Origin of the sequence: Mesorhizobium sp. M0029 (genome assembly GCF_040323735.1) — a bacterium.
Taxonomy (GTDB): Bacteria; Pseudomonadota; Alphaproteobacteria; order Rhizobiales; family Rhizobiaceae; genus Mesorhizobium.
On the sequence record NZ_JAMYVF010000008.1, the window covers coordinates 203,183 to 219,630 of the forward strand.

Below are 16,448 nucleotides of genomic sequence, written 5' to 3' on the forward strand. Positions count from 1 at the left end.
AACGAGGGGCCACTATCTGGAAGGATAGACCACGATGACGACGCATACGAAGCCCGGACTCCGTCCGGCAAACCCCAATTTCTCCTCAGGTCCCTGCGCAAAACGCCCCGGCTGGTCGGTCGAGGCACTGAAGAATGCTGCGCTCGGCCGTTCCCACCGCGCCAAGATCGGCAAGACCAAGCTCGAACAGGCGATCGAGCTGACGCGCGAGATTCTCCAGGTTCCGGCCGATTACCGCATCGGCATCGTGCCGGCGTCGGACACGGGTGCTGTCGAGATGGCGCTGTGGTCGCTGCTCGGTGAACGCGGTGTCGACATGGTGGCATGGGAAAGCTTTGGCTCCGGCTGGGTCACCGACGTGGTCAAGCAGCTGAAGCTCGCCGATATCAGAAAGGTCGAGGCAGGCTATGGCGAACTGCCGGATCTCACCAAGATCGATTTCGACCGCGATGTGGTCTTCACCTGGAACGGCACGACCTCGGGCGTGCGCGTGCCGAATGGCGATTTCATCCCGGCGGATCGCAAGGGCCTGACCATCTGCGATGCCACCTCAGCGGCATTCGCGCAAAAGCTCGATTTCCAGAAGCTCGATGTCGTCACCTTCTCCTGGCAGAAAGTGCTGGGCGGCGAGGGCTCACACGGCATGCTGATCCTGTCGCCTCGCGCCGTCGAGCGACTGGAAACCTACAAGCCGGCGTGGCCGCTGCCGAAAATCTTCCGCCTGACCTCGGGCGGCAAGCTGATCGAAGGCATCTTCAAGGGCGAGACCATCAACACGCCGTCGATGCTGTGCGTCGAGGACTATCTCGATGCGCTTCATTGGGCGAAGTCGATCGGCGGTCTCGATGCGTTGATTGCCAGAGCCGATGCCAATGCCGCCGTGCTCGATGGCTTTGTCGACAAGTCGTCCTGGCTCGGCCATCTCGCGGTCGATGCGGCGACACGGTCCAACACGTCCGTGTGTCTGTCCTTCACCGACGCCGATGTCGCGGCGCTCGACGCCGACGGGCAGGCGGCTTTCGCCAAGGCGATCGTCTCTGTGCTCGACAAGGAGGGCGTCGCGTACGACATCGGCTCCTATCGTGACGCACCTTCCGGTCTGCGCATCTGGTGCGGCGCCACCGTCGAGACCTCCGATCTCGAAGCGCTGCTGCCTTGGCTCGACTGGGCCTTCGCCACGCAGAAGGCTTCGGTGAAGGCAGCAGCCTGAGAATTCGTGGCGGCCTGCGGGCCGCCATTTCCCGACAATCCAGTTCAAGGAGGCCGCCATGGCGCCCCGCGTTCTCGTCTCTGACAAACTCTCCACCACCGCCGTCCAGATATTCAAGGACCGCGGCATCGAGGTCGACTATTTGCCCGATCTCGGCAAGGACAAGGAAAAGCTGCTCGAAGTCATCGACCAGTATGATGGTCTTGCCATCCGCTCGGCGACCAAGGTCACGGAAAAACTGATCAACGCAGCGACAAGACTCAAGGTCGTCGGCCGCGCCGGCATCGGTGTCGACAATGTCGACATCCCCGCGGCGAGCCGCAAGGGCATCATCGTGATGAACACGCCCTTCGGCAATTCGATCACCACGGCCGAACATGCGGTGGCGATGATCTTTGCACTCGCCCGGCAGATCCCGGAGGCCAATGCCTCGACCCATGCCGGCAAATGGGAAAAGAACCGCTTCATGGGCGTCGAGATCACCGGCAAGACGCTGGGCGTCATCGGCTGCGGCAATATCGGCTCGATCGTTGCCACGCGCGGCGTCGGCCTGAAGATGCATGTCGTCGCCTTCGATCCGTTCCTGTCGGACAAGCGCGCCGAGGAACTCGGCGTCGACAAGGTCGAGCTGGACGAGCTTTTCGCCCGCGCCGATTTCATCACGCTGCACACGCCGCTGACCGACAAGACGCGCAACATCATCGACGCGGCGGCGATCGCCAAAATGAAGAACGGCGTGCGCATCATCAATTGCGCGCGTGGCGGGCTCATCGTCGAAGCCGACCTGGTCGCGGCGCTGAAGAGCGGCAAGGTGGCGGGCGCCGGCGTCGATGTGTTCGAGGTCGAACCGGCGGAGAACAACGCGCTGTTCGGCATGGAGAATGTGGTGGCAACGCCGCATCTCGGCGCCTCGACAGCGGAAGCACAGGAAAATGTTGCGCTGCAAGTAGCCGAGCAGATGGCCGACTATCTGATCAAGGGTGCGGTTTCGAATGCCATCAACATGCCCTCGATCACGGCCGAGGAAGCACCGCGGCTAAAGCCGTTCGTCAAGCTCGCCGAAGTGCTCGGCGCCTTTGTCGGCCAGGTCACCGAGGACCCGATCAACGAGGTCGAGATCCTGTTCGACGGCTCGACCGCGACGATGAACACGCGCGCCCTGATCAGTGCGACGCTCGCCGGGCTGATCCGGCCGCAGGTCGCCGACGTCAATATGGTGTCGGCGCCGATCATGGTGAAGGAGCGCGGCATCATCGTCGCCGAGGTCAAGCGCGACAAGTCGGGCGTGTTCGACGGCTACATCAAGCTGACGGTGAAGACCGAGCACATGACGCGCTCGATCGCCGGCACCTGCTTCTCCGACGGCAAGCCGCGCTTCATCCAGATCAAGGGCATCAATCTCGACGCCGAGGTCGGCCAGCACATGCTCTACACAACCAATGCCGATGCGCCCGGCATTGTCGGCCTGCTCGGCACGGTGTGCGGCGAGAACGGCGTCAACATCGCCAACTTCCAGCTCGGCCGCAACCGGCCGGGCGGCGACGCGATCGCGCTGCTCTATCTCGACGCGCCGTTCCCGGAGAAAGTGCTGGAACAGGTCAAGGCGCACAAGTCCATCGACTCGGCCAAGCGGCTGCAGTTCGACATCAACGCAATGTAGTTGCCGGCGTGGCGGATGCGGCGGTCCTCCCCCCATCGTTGGGGCGGCCGTCGCAGAGGCCGGTTCAGGTCAATTCGTCTGAGCCGTCGGAGACGCCCACGCGATGCCGATAGACCAGTTCCCAGCCCTTCCACCCTGTAAGCAGCAGGATCAGCACCACGATCAGCGACAAGATAAAGCCGGTCGGGATCACAGCCGCCGCTCCACCGACATAACGCGAGTACCAGTTATAAAGCTCGATCAGCACAACGAGCACGTTGCCGCCGGCATGGAGCCATGCCGTCGTGAGATTGCGGATCTGAACATCGCCGAGAACGTCCGTCAGGCCGGTAAGAGCGGCCAAGGCGCCCATGATCAGGCCGGCGCCGAGAAGCCAAAGCGATCCGGTGACCCACCCGGGATCGGCTGTCTGCCAGAAAATCAGATCGCAAACGAAGGTACCGACAAAGAAGGCGATCGGAAACGGAATCAGCATTGGATGAATGGGGTGACCGGCAATGCTTGCTGTGCTGCGAGGGTTATGGCTCATCTTGTTGCCTCCCACGCAAGCAAACTCCGCCAGAGGTAAAATGTTCCAGGTCGGCGCGCGGCAGCAGTTATCGCGACGGCGGCGCAGCGCGGCAGCGGCCAAATGTTATCCGCAGCGGTTCGGTGCCGACATCTTGCGCCCGCTGTATTCGGCGAGCGAAATGCCGCCAGCACCAGGGCAAGCGCCAGCGCCTGGTAGAGCTGGAATGTCTCGCCGACGATCAGCACTGACAGCAGCGTGCCGAAGATCGGCACCAGATTGATGAACAGCCCGGCACGGTTGGCGCCGATCAGTTCGTTGCCCCTGATGTAAGTGATCTGCGAAATGACCGAAGCGCCGATCGCGGTATAGACGATGACCACCCAGCCGCTGATATCGGGGACGATAACCTTGCCGGCGGCGACCTCCCACAGGAAGAACGGCAGCGAGGTGATGAGGGCAGCGATCGCCAGGGACAACATCAGGCTCTGCCAGCGCATCACCGGCTTCAGCCGCAGCCCGACCGAATAACCGCTGTAGAGGACGACCGCGACCAGCATGATGGCGTCGCCGAAATTGAGTTCCAATGGGAGCAGCCGGCGCGGATCGCCGTGGCAGGCAGTCAAGATGACGCCGAAGATGGTCAGCACCACGCCCGCAATCTGAGCCCAGCTCACGCGCAGGCGGAAGAAGAAGAAATTGGCAATGATGATCAAGACCGGCATCGCCGCCTGTTCGATCGAGACATTGATCGCCGTCGTGTAGTTGAGCGCGGTGTAGAAAATGGTGTTGAACAGAGTGAAGCCGCTGGCGCCAAGTGCAGCCAGGACGAACCAGTGTTTGCGCACCACCGGCCAGTCCTCCCTGATCGTGCGCCAGCCGATCGGCAGCAGGATCGCGACGGCCAGCACCCAGCGCAGGAAGACCAGCGTCATCGGCGAGACGTGATCGACCGCCAGCTTGCCGGCGACGGAATTGCCGCCCCACAACAAGGTGGTCAGCAGCAGGAACAGGTAGGCGCGTCGATGCATTGCGGGATTCCGGCCGCCTGGGAAGTTGTGTTTGCCGGCCTATTGCCCCCGCCGACGCAAGTAAATGATGTCAAAGCCGAAAATTGTTGTGCCTCAGGGCATTTTCGGCGGCAAAGAAAGGTCGCGCTTGCGAGGTCTTGACGCTATAGAGGCCTGTCGTTTCGAACCATATCCAGGCCGCCAGGGCGGCATCTCAAGGGAAAAGAAACATGGCCAATGTGGTGGTCGTCGGCTCGCAATGGGGCGACGAAGGCAAGGGCAAGATCGTCGACTGGTTGTCGGAGCGCGCCGACGTGGTCGTGCGCTTCCAGGGCGGCCACAATGCCGGCCATACGCTGGTCGTCGACGGCAAGGTCTACAAACTGTCGCTGCTGCCGTCGGGCGTGGTGCGGCAAGGCAAGCTGTCGATCATCGGCAATGGCGTCGTCTTCGACCCGCACGCCTTCGTCGCGGAAGTGGCAAAACTCAAGGCGCAAGGCGTCGAGGTCACGCCGGACCGCCTGAAAATAGCCGAAAACACGGCGCTTATCCTGTCGCTGCACCGGGAGCTGGACGGATTCCGCGAGGACGCCGCCTCCAATTCCGGGACGAAAATTGGCACGACGCGTCGTGGCATCGGCCCAGCCTATGAAGACAAGGTGGGCCGGCGCGCGGTTCGGGTGATGGATCTGGCGGATTTGGAAACGCTGCCTCTCAAGGTCGACAGGCTGCTGACGCATCACAATGCGCTGCGTCGCGGGCTTGGCCATGGCGAAGTCACGCATGAGGCGATCATGACCGAGCTGACCTCGGTCGCCGATGAGATCCTGCCCTATATGGACCGCGTCTGGAAAATCCTCGACGACAAGCGCCGCGCCGGCGAACGCATCCTGTTCGAGGGCGCGCAAGGCACGCTGCTCGACATCGACCACGGCACCTATCCGTTCGTCACCTCGTCCAACACCGTTGCCGGCCAGGCAGCCGCCGGCTCGGGGGTGGGCCCCGGCGCCATCGGCTATGTCCTGGGCATCACCAAGGCCTATACGACGCGTGTCGGCGAAGGCCCGTTCCCGACCGAGCAGAAGAACGAGATCGGCGAATTTCTCGGTACGCGTGGCCACGAATTCGGCGTCGTCACCGGGCGCAAACGCCGTTGCGGCTGGTTCGACGCCGTGCTGGTGCGCCAGGCCGTCGCCGTCAACGGTATCAAGGGCATCGCGTTGACCAAACTCGACGTGCTCGACGGGCTGGATGAGATCAAGGTCTGCACCGGCTACCGTCTCGACGGCGAAACGATCGACTATCTGCCGGCCAGCCAGGGCGCGCAGGCGCGTGTCGAGCCGGTCTACGAGACGCTCGAAGGCTGGAAAGGCACCACAGCCGGCGCGCGCAGCTGGAATGACCTTCCGGCGCAGGCCGTCAAATATGTCCGTTACATCGAGGAGCTGATCGGCGCACCCGTCGCGCTCCTTTCCACCAGCCCGGAACGGGACGACACGATACTTGTGACCGATCCGTTTCAAGACTAGTTTTCTGAAGCCTTTCCGGGCATCGCGGCCGATTTGCGGGGGCCGGCGCGGAAACAAAATACAGGTCGACTGAAGCATGGCAGATTTCGTTGCTATTCTGAAAAAGGCGCTCGACAAGCACGGCGACGAAACGCCCGAAAAGCGTACGCGGATCTATGACAGCGTTCGTACCATGCTGGCGAAGAAGCTTGCGGAGTATTCGCCGCCGCTGGCCGCCGAAGCCATAAGCACGCAGAAGCGATCCCTGGAAGATGCCATCTCGAGCGTCGAGCGCGACTATGCCAGGGCACTGCCCGCATCCGACCCACTGGCGGAGCTGGAGCACATCTTCTCCTCCATCGACCGCAACAAGAACCAGTCCAGTCATGTAAAGCCTTCCGCCACGCCTGCGCCGGCCTGGCAGCCGGCGAAACCCGTGCAGCCGGCGCCGACCGCCAGGACAGAGCCGAGCTGGCAGAGGCCGGCGCCGACACCGCCGCCTGCGGCGCGTGCAGAAACCATCAACAAGCAAGCCGTGGAGCTGGACGCCGACGACGACAGCGCCGATGTGTTCGCCAATGACGAGCAGCCGGTCGCGGACACGTTCCAGCGCCTGCGCCCGGCCGAGCGCAGGCGCAGCTATGGCGGGTTGATCGCGGCTGTCGTCGCGCTTCTGGTGGTCGCCGGCGGCGGCTATGGCATCTGGCTGAACAAGGATGCCTTTGGCTCGATGCTGGGCCTCGGCGGCGACACCAAGACGGTCTCGACCGAACCGCTGGTAAAGCCGGCGCCGGCCAAGCCCGCGGCCGATGCACCCGCACCGGCTGCTGCCGGCGAGGGAACGAAGTTCACCCAGCGCCTGTCGCCCGAAGGCGGTGAGACTGATCCCGGTCCCGCGGCCGGTCAAAGCGGCATCGGCGAGGGCGAGTCCGTCGCCGCGCTGACCACACCGCCACCCCCGGCTCCAGCGCCTGCGGCGGCGCCAGCGCCTGCGACCCCGCCGGCCGGCGACGCCGCTTCCACGGGCGCGCCCGCCACGCCGGCGCCCGCCACGCCACCGGCAACGCCGCCCGCCGATGGCGCCGCTCCGCCGGCCAATGGGGCAGCACCGGCTGATGCCGCCGCCACGCCGCCCGCGGCCGGCACGCCGCCCGCTGCGCCGGCGGCCGCCGCTCCCGCGCCGACCGTTGCGGTCGGCCAGAAGGCGATCTTCTACGAGGAACGCACCTCGACCGCGCAAGGTTCGGCCGAACCCGGCAGCATCCTCTGGTCGCTGGTGCAGGAATCGCCCGGCGGCGACCTGCCGCCCGAGCCGGCGATCCGCGCCGAGGCGACCATTCCCGGCAAGGACATCCAGCTGCGCATGACCATCCGCCGCAATACCGACCAGACGCTGCCGGCCAGCCACATCATCGAGATGATCTTCCTGACGCCCGAGGGCTTTGACGGCGGTGGCGTCGACAACATCCTGCGCGTCGCCATGAAGAGTTCGGAACAGGATGCCGGCAGCCCGCTGATCGGCATTCCGGCCAAGATCGCCGACGGCTTCTTCCTGGTGGCGCTCAACGACACCAAGGCCGACGAGGACGCCAATATGACCTTGCTTCGAGGCCAGGACTGGATCGACGTGCCGGTGGTCTACAAGACCGGACGCCGGGCGCTGCTGACCATGGAAAAGGGCATTCCGGGCGAGAAGGTGTTCGACGAGGCGCTGAAGGCCTGGCAGGCCAAGACGGCAGGTTGACGGGCGGCAGTAGCGGCTGCCTTCGCTCAGAAGCCCTGGAACAGCATGTCGAGGGCGGCGACGATGTCGTCGTGATGTCTAGAAAGGTTTCCCTCTGGCATCCGCAATTCGGACGCGCTGAAGGCCGACACAAACTGTGTGACCATCACAAGATCTTTGCCGTTTATAGCGAAGGTCGGGTTCAGGCGGCGGCCAGGAAGCGGGGCAATCTCGGGCGGCATCAAAGGAACGACCACCGTCGTGCTCAGCCCTTCAAGCATATCTGACTGCACGTCGAGAAGATAACCGTCGCTCTCGGTACTCCGATAGAAATCGTAACGCGCCATCAGAACGGCCGGTGTTTAGCCAATGGCAGTCCGTTCTTTCGGACATATTCGTTGGAGCTTTCGATGGCTTCCCTGTTTTCTTCTTGCCATCGACGCGTTTTCTCCGCCGCAATCGCTTTCGCGATCCCTGCTTCGGCAGCGCGGGAGATGTTGATGCCCAACGCTTTGGCGTCCTTGATCAACTGAGAGTCAATGGACGTGTTGACAGAGGCCCGCTGAGTTTTTGGCGTCGATTGAAGCACGGAGATGCCTCCTTTCATGCGCACAATATACGCGCATAAAAGACCGCAGGCAATGCTACCCCTCCATCTCCTCACGCAGCATTTCCAGCTCCAGCCACTCTTCCTCGAGTGCGGCCAGCGTGGCGCGTTCCTTGTCGAGGGCGGCGATGGTCTTTTGGAACGAGGCCGGGTCGCGCTCGTAATAGGCGGGATCGGCGATGTTGTTTTCCAACCGCGAGATCGAGGCCATTACCGCCTCGATCTTCTTGGGCAAGGATTCCAGGGCGAATTTCTGCTTGAACGACAGTTTCTTCGACGGCCCTTTTGGCGCTGCCGGCTCGCTCTTGCCCGGCGCCGGCGCATCGCTGGCTTCGGCCTTGGCGCGCGCCTTGCGGTCGTCGAGCCGGGTGCCGCCGCGCTGCGCCAGCATGTCGGAATAGCCACCGGCATATTCGATCCAGCGGCCGCCTCCGTCCGGGGCGATGATGCTGGTGACGGTGCGGTCGAGGAAGTCGCGGTCGTGGCTGACCAGGATGACCGTGCCGGCAAAGCCGGCGACAAGTTCCTGCAACAGTTCCAGCGTCTCCATGTCGAGATCGTTGGTCGGCTCGTCGAGCACCAGAAGGTTGGCCGGCCGCGCCAGAACACGCGCCAGGAGCAGCCGCGCCCGTTCGCCGCCGGACAGCTCGCGCACCGGGGTGCGCGCCTGTTCCGGCTTGAACAGGAAATCCTTCATGTAGGACACGACATGGCGCTGCTCGCCATTGATGACGAGGTTTTCGCCGCGCCCGTCCGTGAGATACTGCGCCAGGGTCTCGGCCGGATCGACCGCCTCGCGCTTCTGGTCGAGCGTGGCGATTTCCAGATTGGTGCCGAGCCGCACCGAGCCGGCATCGGGCTTCATCTCGCCGGTGAGCATCTTCAACAGCGTCGTCTTGCCGGCGCCGTTCGGCCCGACAAGGCCGACGCGATCGCCGCGCTGGATGCGGGTCGAGAAGCCCTTGACCACGGTCAGGTCGCCAAAACTCTTCTCGATGTTCTTGGCCTCGATCACCAGCTTGCCGGATTCGGCGGCGTCGCTGGCCACCATGGTCGCCGAGCCCTCGGCGCCGCGATGGCCGCGAAAACGCTGGCGCATGGTCTGCAGTTCGCCCAGGCGGCGCATGTTGCGTTTGCGGCGAGCCGTCACGCCATAGCGCAGCCAATGCTCCTCGCGCACGATCTGGCGGCCGAGCTTGTGCTGTTCGCGCTCTTCCTCTTCCAGCACAAGGTCGCGCCATTCCTCGAAATGGCCAAAGCCCTTGTCGAGGCGGCGGGTCTGGCCACGGTCGAGCCAGACAGTGGCGCGCGAGACGCGTTCGAGGAAGCGACGGTCGTGCGAGATGACGATCAGCGCCGAAGACGTCCGGACAAGCTCTTCTTCCAGCCATTCGATGACCGACAAATCGAGATGGTTCGTCGGCTCATCAAGCAGCAGAATATCGGGTTCGGGCGCCATGACGCGGGCAAGTGCTGCGCGGCGCGCCTCGCCGCCGGAGAGATCGTTGGGGTTCTCCGTGCCGGCGAGGCCGAGATGCTCCATCAGATATGTGGCGCGGTAGGGATCGTCGGCAGGCCCAAGCCCGGCCTCGACATAGGCGCGCACATTGGCAAAGCCGTCCATGTCGGGCATTTGCGGGAGATAGCGCACCGTTGCCGAAGGCTGGCGGAAGACCTCGCCGTCTTGCGGCTCGATCAGACCAGCAGCAATCTTCAGGAGCGTCGACTTGCCGGAGCCGTTGCGGCCGACGAGCGCGATCTTGTCACCGGCGGACGCCGTCAGTTCGGCGCCATCGAGCAGCGGCGTGCCGCCAAAGGTCAGTCTTATGCCGTCGAGGTTGAGAAGGGGCGGGGCCATGTCAGCTTTCAGGCAAGGGGTAGGGGTGGGCGAGCAGCAGCGCGCGGCCATGGCCGAGCGCGATTTCGAGGCCGCCCCCGGTCGTGTTGGACTTGACCTCGTTCGAGATGGTCAGCGACGAGCCGAACACGACCTCGACATGGTCGAGCGGCCACTTCGCGCCGGACACGGTGAGGCCCGAAAGATCGGAAAAGCCGAGCACCGAAAACAGCGTTCCGTCGGCATAGTCGAAGCCGGCCTTGCCAGGCAGCAGAGGGGCGCCTTCCTGCGCTCCGCTGGTCAACAGCAATTTTGTGCCGGCCTCGGCCAGCCGCAGGCTGAGCGCCAGATGGAGGAAGGCGTGGTCGGCGCGCTTGCCGCCGAAAGCGCCGGCCAGCACCAGGCTGGTGGCGCCGCGTTCCAATGCCGCCGCGATCGCCAGTTCGCCATCGGTCTTGTCCTTTTCGGGAGGAAACACCTCCCGCGGCACGGCGGCGAGATCGGCAGGCAGGTCCGCCGGCACGGAATCGAAATCGCCGACCCACAGCTCCGGCATCACGCCGAGCAGGCGGGCATGATCGATGCCGGCGTCGGCGGCGATGACGCGCGTGCCCGCGACCTGGCGGTCGAGCCGCGGCGTGCGGACGAGATCGCCGCCAAGCAGGATGGTGAATGTGCTCATATCCGCTGGCCCTTACCAGCCCCGCCGACGAAACGGAAGGCCGAGCGGCACCGTCACTCTTTGTTGGAGCATGATCTTTTTCCGGAAACGGATTCCACTTTCCGGGATCACGCTCGGGCAAACTTCCACTTGCGTGGCACCTTGGCCGGGCCTATGTGTCGAAACGCTCTAACGGGGTGCCGGACGCGATCTTCGCGGACCGGCTGAGAGGCAGTCTCGCCAACCCGCTGAACCTGATCCGGTTTGTACCGGCGGAGGGATTAGACGCTTCGGACAGCCCGACGCCTCAATTCCTTTCAACACGAATGAAGGAGGCGCCGATGCGCATTTTTTTGTCCCGTCTTGTCCCAGCGCTTGGGCTTGCTGTTTCGCTACTGGCAAGCCCTGCGTGCGCGCAGGAAAAACTCACGATCTATACCTATGAGAGTTTCACTGCCGACTGGGGTCCAGGCCCCCAGGTGAAGAAGGAATTCGAGGCCGAGTGTGGCTGCAGCGTCGACTTCGTCTCGGTGGCCGACGGCGTCGCGCTGCTCAATCGCGTCAAGCTCGAAGGTGCGTCGACCAAAGCCGATATCGTGCTTGGCCTCGACACCAACCTCACCGCGGAAGCCAAGGCTTCCGGCCTGTTTGTCCCACATGGCGCGGTGGCTGAAAACAACGTGCCGGGCGGCTGGAGCGACGACACTTTCGTGCCCTATGATTATGGTTATTTCGCCGTCGTCTACGACACCGAGAAGCTGAAGAACCCACCGAAGAGCCTGAAGGAACTGGTCGAGGGCGATGCCGCCGACAAGATCGTCATCCAGGATCCGAGGACGTCGACGCCGGGCCTCGGCCTGCTGCTGTGGGTTAAGTCGGTCTATGGCGACAAGGCGCCGGAAGCCTGGGCCAAACTCAAGGGCAAAGTGCTGACGGTGACGCCCGGCTGGAGCGAGGCCTATGGCCTGTTCACCAAGGGCGAGGCGCCGATGGTGCTGTCCTATACGACATCGCCGGCCTACCACATGGTGGCCGAGAACACCGGGCGCTTCCAGGCGGCGTCGTTCGAAGAAGGCGAGTATTTGCAGGTCGAGGTCGCCGGCATCACCACCACGGGCGCGAAGAACCCGCTGGCGGCAAAGTTTCTGGCCTTCATGACCGGGCCGAAATTCCAGGATGTCATTCCGGAGACCAACTGGATGTTCCCGGCTGGGAAAACCGACAAGCCGCTCAATCCGGCTTTTGATAGGCTGGTCAAGCCGGCGAAGACCTTGCTGTTCAGCCCGGAAGAGGTCGCGGCAAATCGCAAGGCCTGGGTGGATGAATGGCTGGCGGTGATGAGCAAGTAGGAATTCAGGATGGCGCTTGAACACCCCCCTCTGGCCTGCCGGCCATCTCCCCCGCAAGGGGGGAGATCAAGCGCTCGGAAGCTTTCGCCAACCTCCAACGCTGCGAGGATGGGGCGGGGAGCGAAGCTGCTAATCTCCCCCCTTGCGGGGGAGATGGCCGGCAGGCCAGAGAGGGGTGGGCGGGAACTCGACTTCCGTGAAATATTTGCGTCAGCAGCGAACGTGCGCCGTAGGGTTGGATAGCGCGAAATGCGTGCGCACTATCCCTCTGACCCCCGCATCACGGCCGGCATTGTCGCGCTTGCGGCAATCGCGCTGCTGATCGGTGGCGCCTTCGCCGGCCTTATCCGCGAAGGCGCGCACGACCTTTCCGGCGCCGCGTCCGCCTTTGACCTCTATCTCCTGCGCGTTGTCCGCTTCACGCTCTGGCAGGCTGCGCTCTCGACTCTGCTTTCCGCCGTACCGGCGCTCTTCGTCGCCCGGGCGCTGTCGCGGCATCCGCGCTTCTTCGGACGCGGCTTCATCCTGCAGCTGTTCACTGTGCCCCTTGCCTTGCCGGCAATTGTCGGAGCGCTGGGCATACTGGCGCTCTATGGCCGCGCCGGTTATTTCGCCGCGATCGGTGGCCAGAGCTGGCCCGACATCTATGGGCTGTCGGGCATCCTCGTCGCCCACGTCTTCTTCAACCTGCCGCTGGCCACCCGGCTGTTCCTCGAAGCGCTGGGAACGGTGCCGGCCGATCAATGGCGGCTGGCTAGCCAGCTCGGCATGGGGGCGAGGCCAGCCTTCCGGCTGATCGAGTGGCCGGTGCTGCGCGCCGCGCTGCCGGGCGTCGCCGGGCTTGTCTTCATGCTTTGCATCACCTCCTTCACCATCGTCCTGATCCTCGGCGGCGGGCCGGCGGCGACGACGCTGGAAGTCGCCATCTATCAGGCGCTGCGTTTCGACTTCGATCCGGCGCGAGCGGTGACGCTGACGGTGCTGCAGATCGCGCTGACTTTTGCCGTCATGCTGGCGCTGACGCGGCTCGGCGCCAATGTGACCGGCGACGCCAATTTGCCTGTCGCGCCGCGCCGCTATCACTTGGCCGGCAAAGCAGAAACAGCGTTCAACGCCGTCCTGATCGTGCTCGCCTTGCTGTTCGTCGCCGGACCAATGGCGGCCACCGTCGCGTCCGGCCTCGGCGCCGATCTCGGCCGGCTGGCGGGCGAGAGTGCCGTGCGTCAGGCGACCCTGACCAGCGCCGGTCTCGCCCTCTCGGCGGCGCTACTTTCGGTGGCGCTGTCGCTGTCGCTGATCATGGCTCGGCGGGCACTGTCGCTGCGCCGCCGGTCCAGTGCCCGTTCATTGCTCGAACATGCCACCGACACCGGCGCCGGCTTCGTCCTCGTCGTGCCGCCCATTGTCATCGGCGCCGGCTGGTTTCTCCTGCTGCGCACGGTCAGCGATGTCTTTGCCATCGCGCCGGTCATGGTCGTCATCGTCAATGCGGTGATGGCGATGCCCTTTGCCATCCGCGCGATGCGCCCGGCCTATGATGCGGCGAGCGAGCGCCACGAAAAGCTGTGCGCGCAGCTCGGCATTGCGGGCTGGAACCGGCTGCTTCTGGTCGACTGGCCATCGCTCCGGCGGCCGCTGGCCACCGGCTTTGCCTTCGCCATGGCACTGTCGCTCGGCGATCTCGGCGTCATCGCGCTGTTCGGCAGCGATTCGGTACAGACCTTGCCCTATCTCCTGCTGGCGCGCATGGGCAGCTATCGCACGGCCGATGCTGCCGGGCTGGCTTTGCTGCTCGGGGCGGTCTGCCTTGCATTGGTGGTCGCGGCAGACTGGCTGGGACGGGGAGAGAGATCGTGACGTCCGCTGTGGAGAAAGGCACGACTGTCCGGCTGGACAAGGTCTCGTTCAGCTATGGCGAAACGTCATTCCTGTTCGATGTCGAATTCCATACATCTAAGATCACCGCCATCATGGGGGCAAGTGGTTCGGGCAAATCGACCTTGCTCAATCTGGTGGCTGGTTTCGAGACGCCGGAGTCCGGTCGTGTGCTGATCGGCGGCGCCGATGTCGGCGCCGAGCCGCCTTCGGCGCGGCCGGTGTCGATGGTATTCCAGGAAAACAATCTGTTTGCTCATCTCTCGGTGGAGAAGAATGTCGGGCTCGGCCGCTCGCCATCGCTCAACCTGACCGACGCCGATCGCGCCGCGATCGCCGAGGCGCTTGACCGCGTCGGCCTGGCCGGCAAGGAAATGCGCCTGCCGCGCGAACTCTCCGGCGGCGAAAGGCAGCGCGTGGCGCTCGCCCGCGTTCTGGTGCGCGACCGGCCAGTGCTGCTGCTCGACGAGCCGTTCGCTTCGCTCGGGCCAGCACTGCGCGACGACATGCTCGACCTGGTGGCCGGCGTTCATGCCGAGCGGGCGATGACGGTGCTGTTCGTCACGCATCAGCCGGAAGACGCTCGCCGTATCGGCGAGCAGATGGTTTTTCTGGACAATGGCAGGGTTGCCGCGACGGGACCTGCCGCCGATTTTTTCGACGGCACTGGCCCTGAAGCGTTTCGGCGCTATATCGGCGCAAGTTCGGGCTGATCACGCGATATTGCCCGGAAGCGGACATAATTTACGACCAAACCGGCTACAGGTGATGTGGCGCTTGCTTGCCATGGTCCAGTCGATGTGGCTAGGTCCGCTTAGTACTGGTCCGGCACGAGCCGTGATTTGCCCCCTACAGCGCCGCATCCGGCCGGATGCGTAAACGCTGTAGGTTTTTTGATGTGTGCAGGATTGCCAACGAAAACCGATTTTTCGCTGGCGCGGACCCCGGTCCAAATCATGCGCCGAGAGCTGAAGGAACGCCGTGCTGCCGACCGGCACTGACACTTTGAAACGCAGACCGCTGGTGCGCTTCCTCGCGCTGGCCGGCCTTGCCGTGGCGCTGGCCAGCTGCCAGATGTTCACGCCTCCCGAAGTGCAGGAATCTGGCTTCCAGCCTTCCGACAAGCCGATCACGGTCGACAATGTCGCCGCCAACAGCAAGCTTGCCGAACTGGCGAAGGCACAGCATCCGCGCATCCTTGCCACCTATGGCGGCGAATATTCCGATCCCAAGCTCGAGCGCATGGTGGCCAAGGTTGTCGGCAGCCTGACCGTGGTGTCGGCCAATCCGACCCAGACCTATCGCATCACCATCCTCAATTCGCCAAACGTCAACGCTTTCGCGCTGCCGGGTGGCTATCTCTACGTCACCCGCGGCCTGCTGGCGCTGGCCAATGATTCGGCCGAACTCGCCGCCGTCATCGCGCATGAGATGGGCCACGTCACCGCCAATCACGGTCTGCAGCGACAGCAGCTCGAGGCCGAGGAAGGCCTGGCGACCAAGGTGGTCTCCGATGTGCTGGGCGACAGCCCGACCGCCAAGCAGGCATTGATCCGCGGCAAGCTGAGGCTGGCGCAGTTCTCGCGCAACCAGGAGCTGGAGGCAGACGCCATCGGCATCAAGTCGATCGGCGAGGCGGGTTACGATCCCTATGCCGCCGGGCGTTTCCTGCAGTCGATGTCGGCCTACACCGATTTCCGCTCGATCAGCGGCGCCACCGACGCCAGCCTCGACTTCCTGGCCACGCACCCCAACACGCCGCAGCGAATTGATCTGGCGCAGCGCCACGCCCGCCAGTTCGGCGCGCCGGGCATCGGCACCCGCGACCGCGATTCCTTCCTGGCCGGGATAGACGGCCTGCTCTATGGCGACACGCCGGAAGAGGGCTATGTGCGCGGCCAGACCTTCCTGCATCCGGGCCTCGGCGTTTCGTTCACGGTGCCCGACGGCTTCATCATCGACAATTCGGCGGCGGCGGTGACGGCGACCGGTCCCGGCGACATGGCGATCCGCTTCGACGGTGTGTCGATCGACAAGGATCGTGCGCTGACCGACTACATCAGAAGCGGCTGGGTGGCCGGTCTCGACGAGACCAGTGTGCGCCAGGAGACGATCGACGGCAACCAGGCGGCGACCGCGCACGCCGGCGCCGATGGCTGGCAGTTCGACATTGCGGTGATCCGCGCCGGCGGTCAGGTCTACCGGCTTTTGACAGCGGCCCCCTCGGCCAGCACGACACTCGATCCGGTGGCACGCTCGGTCAGCGGTTCGTTCCGCGTGCTCAGCCCCGCCGAGAAGGCGGCACTGAAGCCGCTGCATATCCGCGTCGTCACGGTACAGGCCGGGCAGACGATGGGCACACTTTCGGCGCAGATGGTCGGCGTCGACCGCAAGCTCGATCTGTTCCGCGTGCTCAACGCGATGTCGCCGGGCGCCTCGGTTTCGGCCGGCGACAAGGTCAAGATCGTCACGGACAGATAGCGCCGGTCTTCGTCAGAAA

At 64.3% G+C, this 16,448-nt stretch carries 13 protein-coding genes, 1 pseudogene and 1 riboswitch; of the genes and pseudogenes, 8 read left to right on the plus strand and 6 right to left on the minus strand.

The genetic code is table 11. The features are described 5' to 3' along the window. Nucleotides 1-34 precede the first annotated feature (34 nt). Nucleotides 35-1,210, plus strand: coding sequence for a phosphoserine transaminase (locus NKJ76_RS16150; RefSeq protein WP_352537868.1), 1,176 nt, complete (start codon nt 35-37; stop codon nt 1,208-1,210). A 58-nt stretch (nt 1,211-1,268) separates the two neighbouring features. Beyond that, nucleotides 1,269-2,870 carry a phosphoglycerate dehydrogenase gene (serA, locus tag NKJ76_RS16155; RefSeq protein ID WP_352537869.1) on the plus strand — a complete coding sequence of 534 codons (1,602 nt, stop codon included), beginning with the start codon at nt 1,269-1,271 and terminating at the stop codon, nt 2,868-2,870. A 64-nt stretch (nt 2,871-2,934) separates the two neighbouring features. Here serA and NKJ76_RS16160 read toward each other — a convergent pair whose 3' ends face one another. Both NKJ76_RS16160 and NKJ76_RS16165 read right to left on the minus strand, forming a co-directional pair. Beyond that, the gene (locus tag NKJ76_RS16160; RefSeq protein ID WP_352537885.1) at nt 2,935-3,399 is read right to left on the minus strand and encodes a DUF2231 domain-containing protein; all 465 of its coding nucleotides are present in this window, start codon (nt 3,397-3,399) and stop codon (nt 2,935-2,937) included. Between the two features lie 105 nt (nt 3,400-3,504). Next, nucleotides 3,505-4,409 (minus strand): annotated as a pseudogene (locus NKJ76_RS16165) (DMT family transporter). A 209-nt stretch (nt 4,410-4,618) separates the two neighbouring features. Here NKJ76_RS16165 and NKJ76_RS16170 point away from each other — a divergent pair. Both NKJ76_RS16170 and NKJ76_RS16175 read left to right on the plus strand, forming a co-directional pair. After that, nucleotides 4,619-5,917 carry an adenylosuccinate synthase gene (locus NKJ76_RS16170; protein ID WP_023684197.1) on the plus strand — a complete coding sequence of 433 codons (1,299 nt, stop codon included), beginning with the start codon at nt 4,619-4,621 and terminating at the stop codon, nt 5,915-5,917. Nucleotides 5,918-5,993: 76 nt separating this feature from the next. Further along, nucleotides 5,994-7,640 (plus strand): hypothetical protein, encoded by a 1,647-nt coding sequence (locus tag NKJ76_RS16175; RefSeq protein WP_352537870.1) that lies wholly within the window; start codon nt 5,994-5,996, stop codon nt 7,638-7,640. A gap of 26 nt (nt 7,641-7,666) precedes the next feature. Here the strand turns inward: NKJ76_RS16175 and NKJ76_RS16180 are convergent, their stop codons facing one another. From NKJ76_RS16180 to NKJ76_RS16195, 4 genes are read right to left on the minus strand one after another with little or no spacing between them, the layout of a single operon-like run. Next, nucleotides 7,667-7,966 carry a CcdB family protein gene (locus tag NKJ76_RS16180; protein ID WP_023707245.1) on the minus strand — a complete coding sequence of 100 codons (300 nt, stop codon included), beginning with the start codon at nt 7,964-7,966 and terminating at the stop codon, nt 7,667-7,669. Then, nucleotides 7,966-8,208, minus strand: a complete 243-nt coding sequence (locus tag NKJ76_RS16185) for a type II toxin-antitoxin system CcdA family antitoxin (RefSeq protein ID WP_023709715.1) — start codon at nt 8,206-8,208, stop codon at nt 7,966-7,968. The genes NKJ76_RS16180 and NKJ76_RS16185 overlap by 1 nt, the downstream gene beginning before the upstream one ends. Nucleotides 8,209-8,263: 55 nt before the next feature. Then, nucleotides 8,264-10,084: an ABC-F family ATP-binding cassette domain-containing protein gene (locus tag NKJ76_RS16190; protein WP_023690493.1), complete on the minus strand. Its 1,821-nt coding sequence runs from the start codon at nt 10,082-10,084 to the stop codon at nt 8,264-8,266. Between the two features lies 1 nt (nt 10,085). Further along, complete coding sequence (locus NKJ76_RS16195; protein WP_023690494.1) at nt 10,086-10,745, minus strand: thiamine diphosphokinase; 660 nt, start codon at nt 10,743-10,745, stop codon at nt 10,086-10,088. 162 nt (nt 10,746-10,907) lie between these two features. Beyond that, a riboswitch (TPP riboswitch) is annotated at nt 10,908-11,022 on the plus strand. 43 nt (nt 11,023-11,065) lie between these two features. On the opposite strand from NKJ76_RS16195, the gene thiB reads away from it, so the two are divergent. From thiB to NKJ76_RS16215, 4 genes are all read left to right on the plus strand, one after another. Beyond that, on the plus strand, nt 11,066-12,073 hold the full coding sequence (thiB, locus tag NKJ76_RS16200; RefSeq protein ID WP_352537871.1) for a thiamine ABC transporter substrate binding subunit: 1,008 nt from the start codon (nt 11,066-11,068) through the stop codon (nt 12,071-12,073). A 249-nt stretch (nt 12,074-12,322) separates the two neighbouring features. Next, a complete protein-coding gene (gene thiP / locus NKJ76_RS16205) occupies nt 12,323-13,930 on the plus strand; it encodes a thiamine/thiamine pyrophosphate ABC transporter permease (protein ID WP_352537872.1) in 1,608 nt (535 codons plus the stop codon). After that, entirely contained in the window at nt 13,927-14,661 is a 735-nt protein-coding gene (thiQ, locus tag NKJ76_RS16210) for a thiamine ABC transporter ATP-binding protein (RefSeq protein WP_352537873.1), read from the plus strand. The genes thiP and thiQ overlap by 4 nt, the downstream gene beginning before the upstream one ends. Nucleotides 14,662-15,022: 361 nt before the next feature. Next, nucleotides 15,023-16,429: a M48 family metalloprotease gene (locus NKJ76_RS16215; protein ID WP_245260137.1), complete on the plus strand. Its 1,407-nt coding sequence runs from the start codon at nt 15,023-15,025 to the stop codon at nt 16,427-16,429. Nucleotides 16,430-16,448: the final 19 nt, after the last annotated feature.

Coding starts and splice junctions, on each gene's coding strand:
- NKJ76_RS16150 (WP_352537868.1), top strand. CDS start 35: ATGACGACGCATACGAAGCCCGGACTCCGTCCGGCAAACCCCAATTTC.
- serA (WP_352537869.1), top strand. CDS start 1,269: ATGGCGCCCCGCGTTCTCGTCTCTGACAAACTCTCCACCACCGCCGTC.
- NKJ76_RS16160 (WP_352537885.1), bottom strand. CDS start 3,399: ATGAGCCATAACCCTCGCAGCACAGCAAGCATTGCCGGTCACCCCATT.
- NKJ76_RS16170 (WP_023684197.1), top strand. CDS start 4,619: ATGGCCAATGTGGTGGTCGTCGGCTCGCAATGGGGCGACGAAGGCAAG.
- NKJ76_RS16175 (WP_352537870.1), top strand. CDS start 5,994: ATGGCAGATTTCGTTGCTATTCTGAAAAAGGCGCTCGACAAGCACGGC.
- NKJ76_RS16180 (WP_023707245.1), bottom strand. CDS start 7,966: ATGGCGCGTTACGATTTCTATCGGAGTACCGAGAGCGACGGTTATCTT.
- NKJ76_RS16190 (WP_023690493.1), bottom strand. CDS start 10,084: ATGGCCCCGCCCCTTCTCAACCTCGACGGCATAAGACTGACCTTTGGC.
- NKJ76_RS16195 (WP_023690494.1), bottom strand. CDS start 10,745: ATGAGCACATTCACCATCCTGCTTGGCGGCGATCTCGTCCGCACGCCG.
- thiB (WP_352537871.1), top strand. CDS start 11,066: ATGCGCATTTTTTTGTCCCGTCTTGTCCCAGCGCTTGGGCTTGCTGTT.
- thiP (WP_352537872.1), top strand. CDS start 12,323: ATGCGTGCGCACTATCCCTCTGACCCCCGCATCACGGCCGGCATTGTC.
- NKJ76_RS16215 (WP_245260137.1), top strand. CDS start 15,023: ATGTTCACGCCTCCCGAAGTGCAGGAATCTGGCTTCCAGCCTTCCGAC.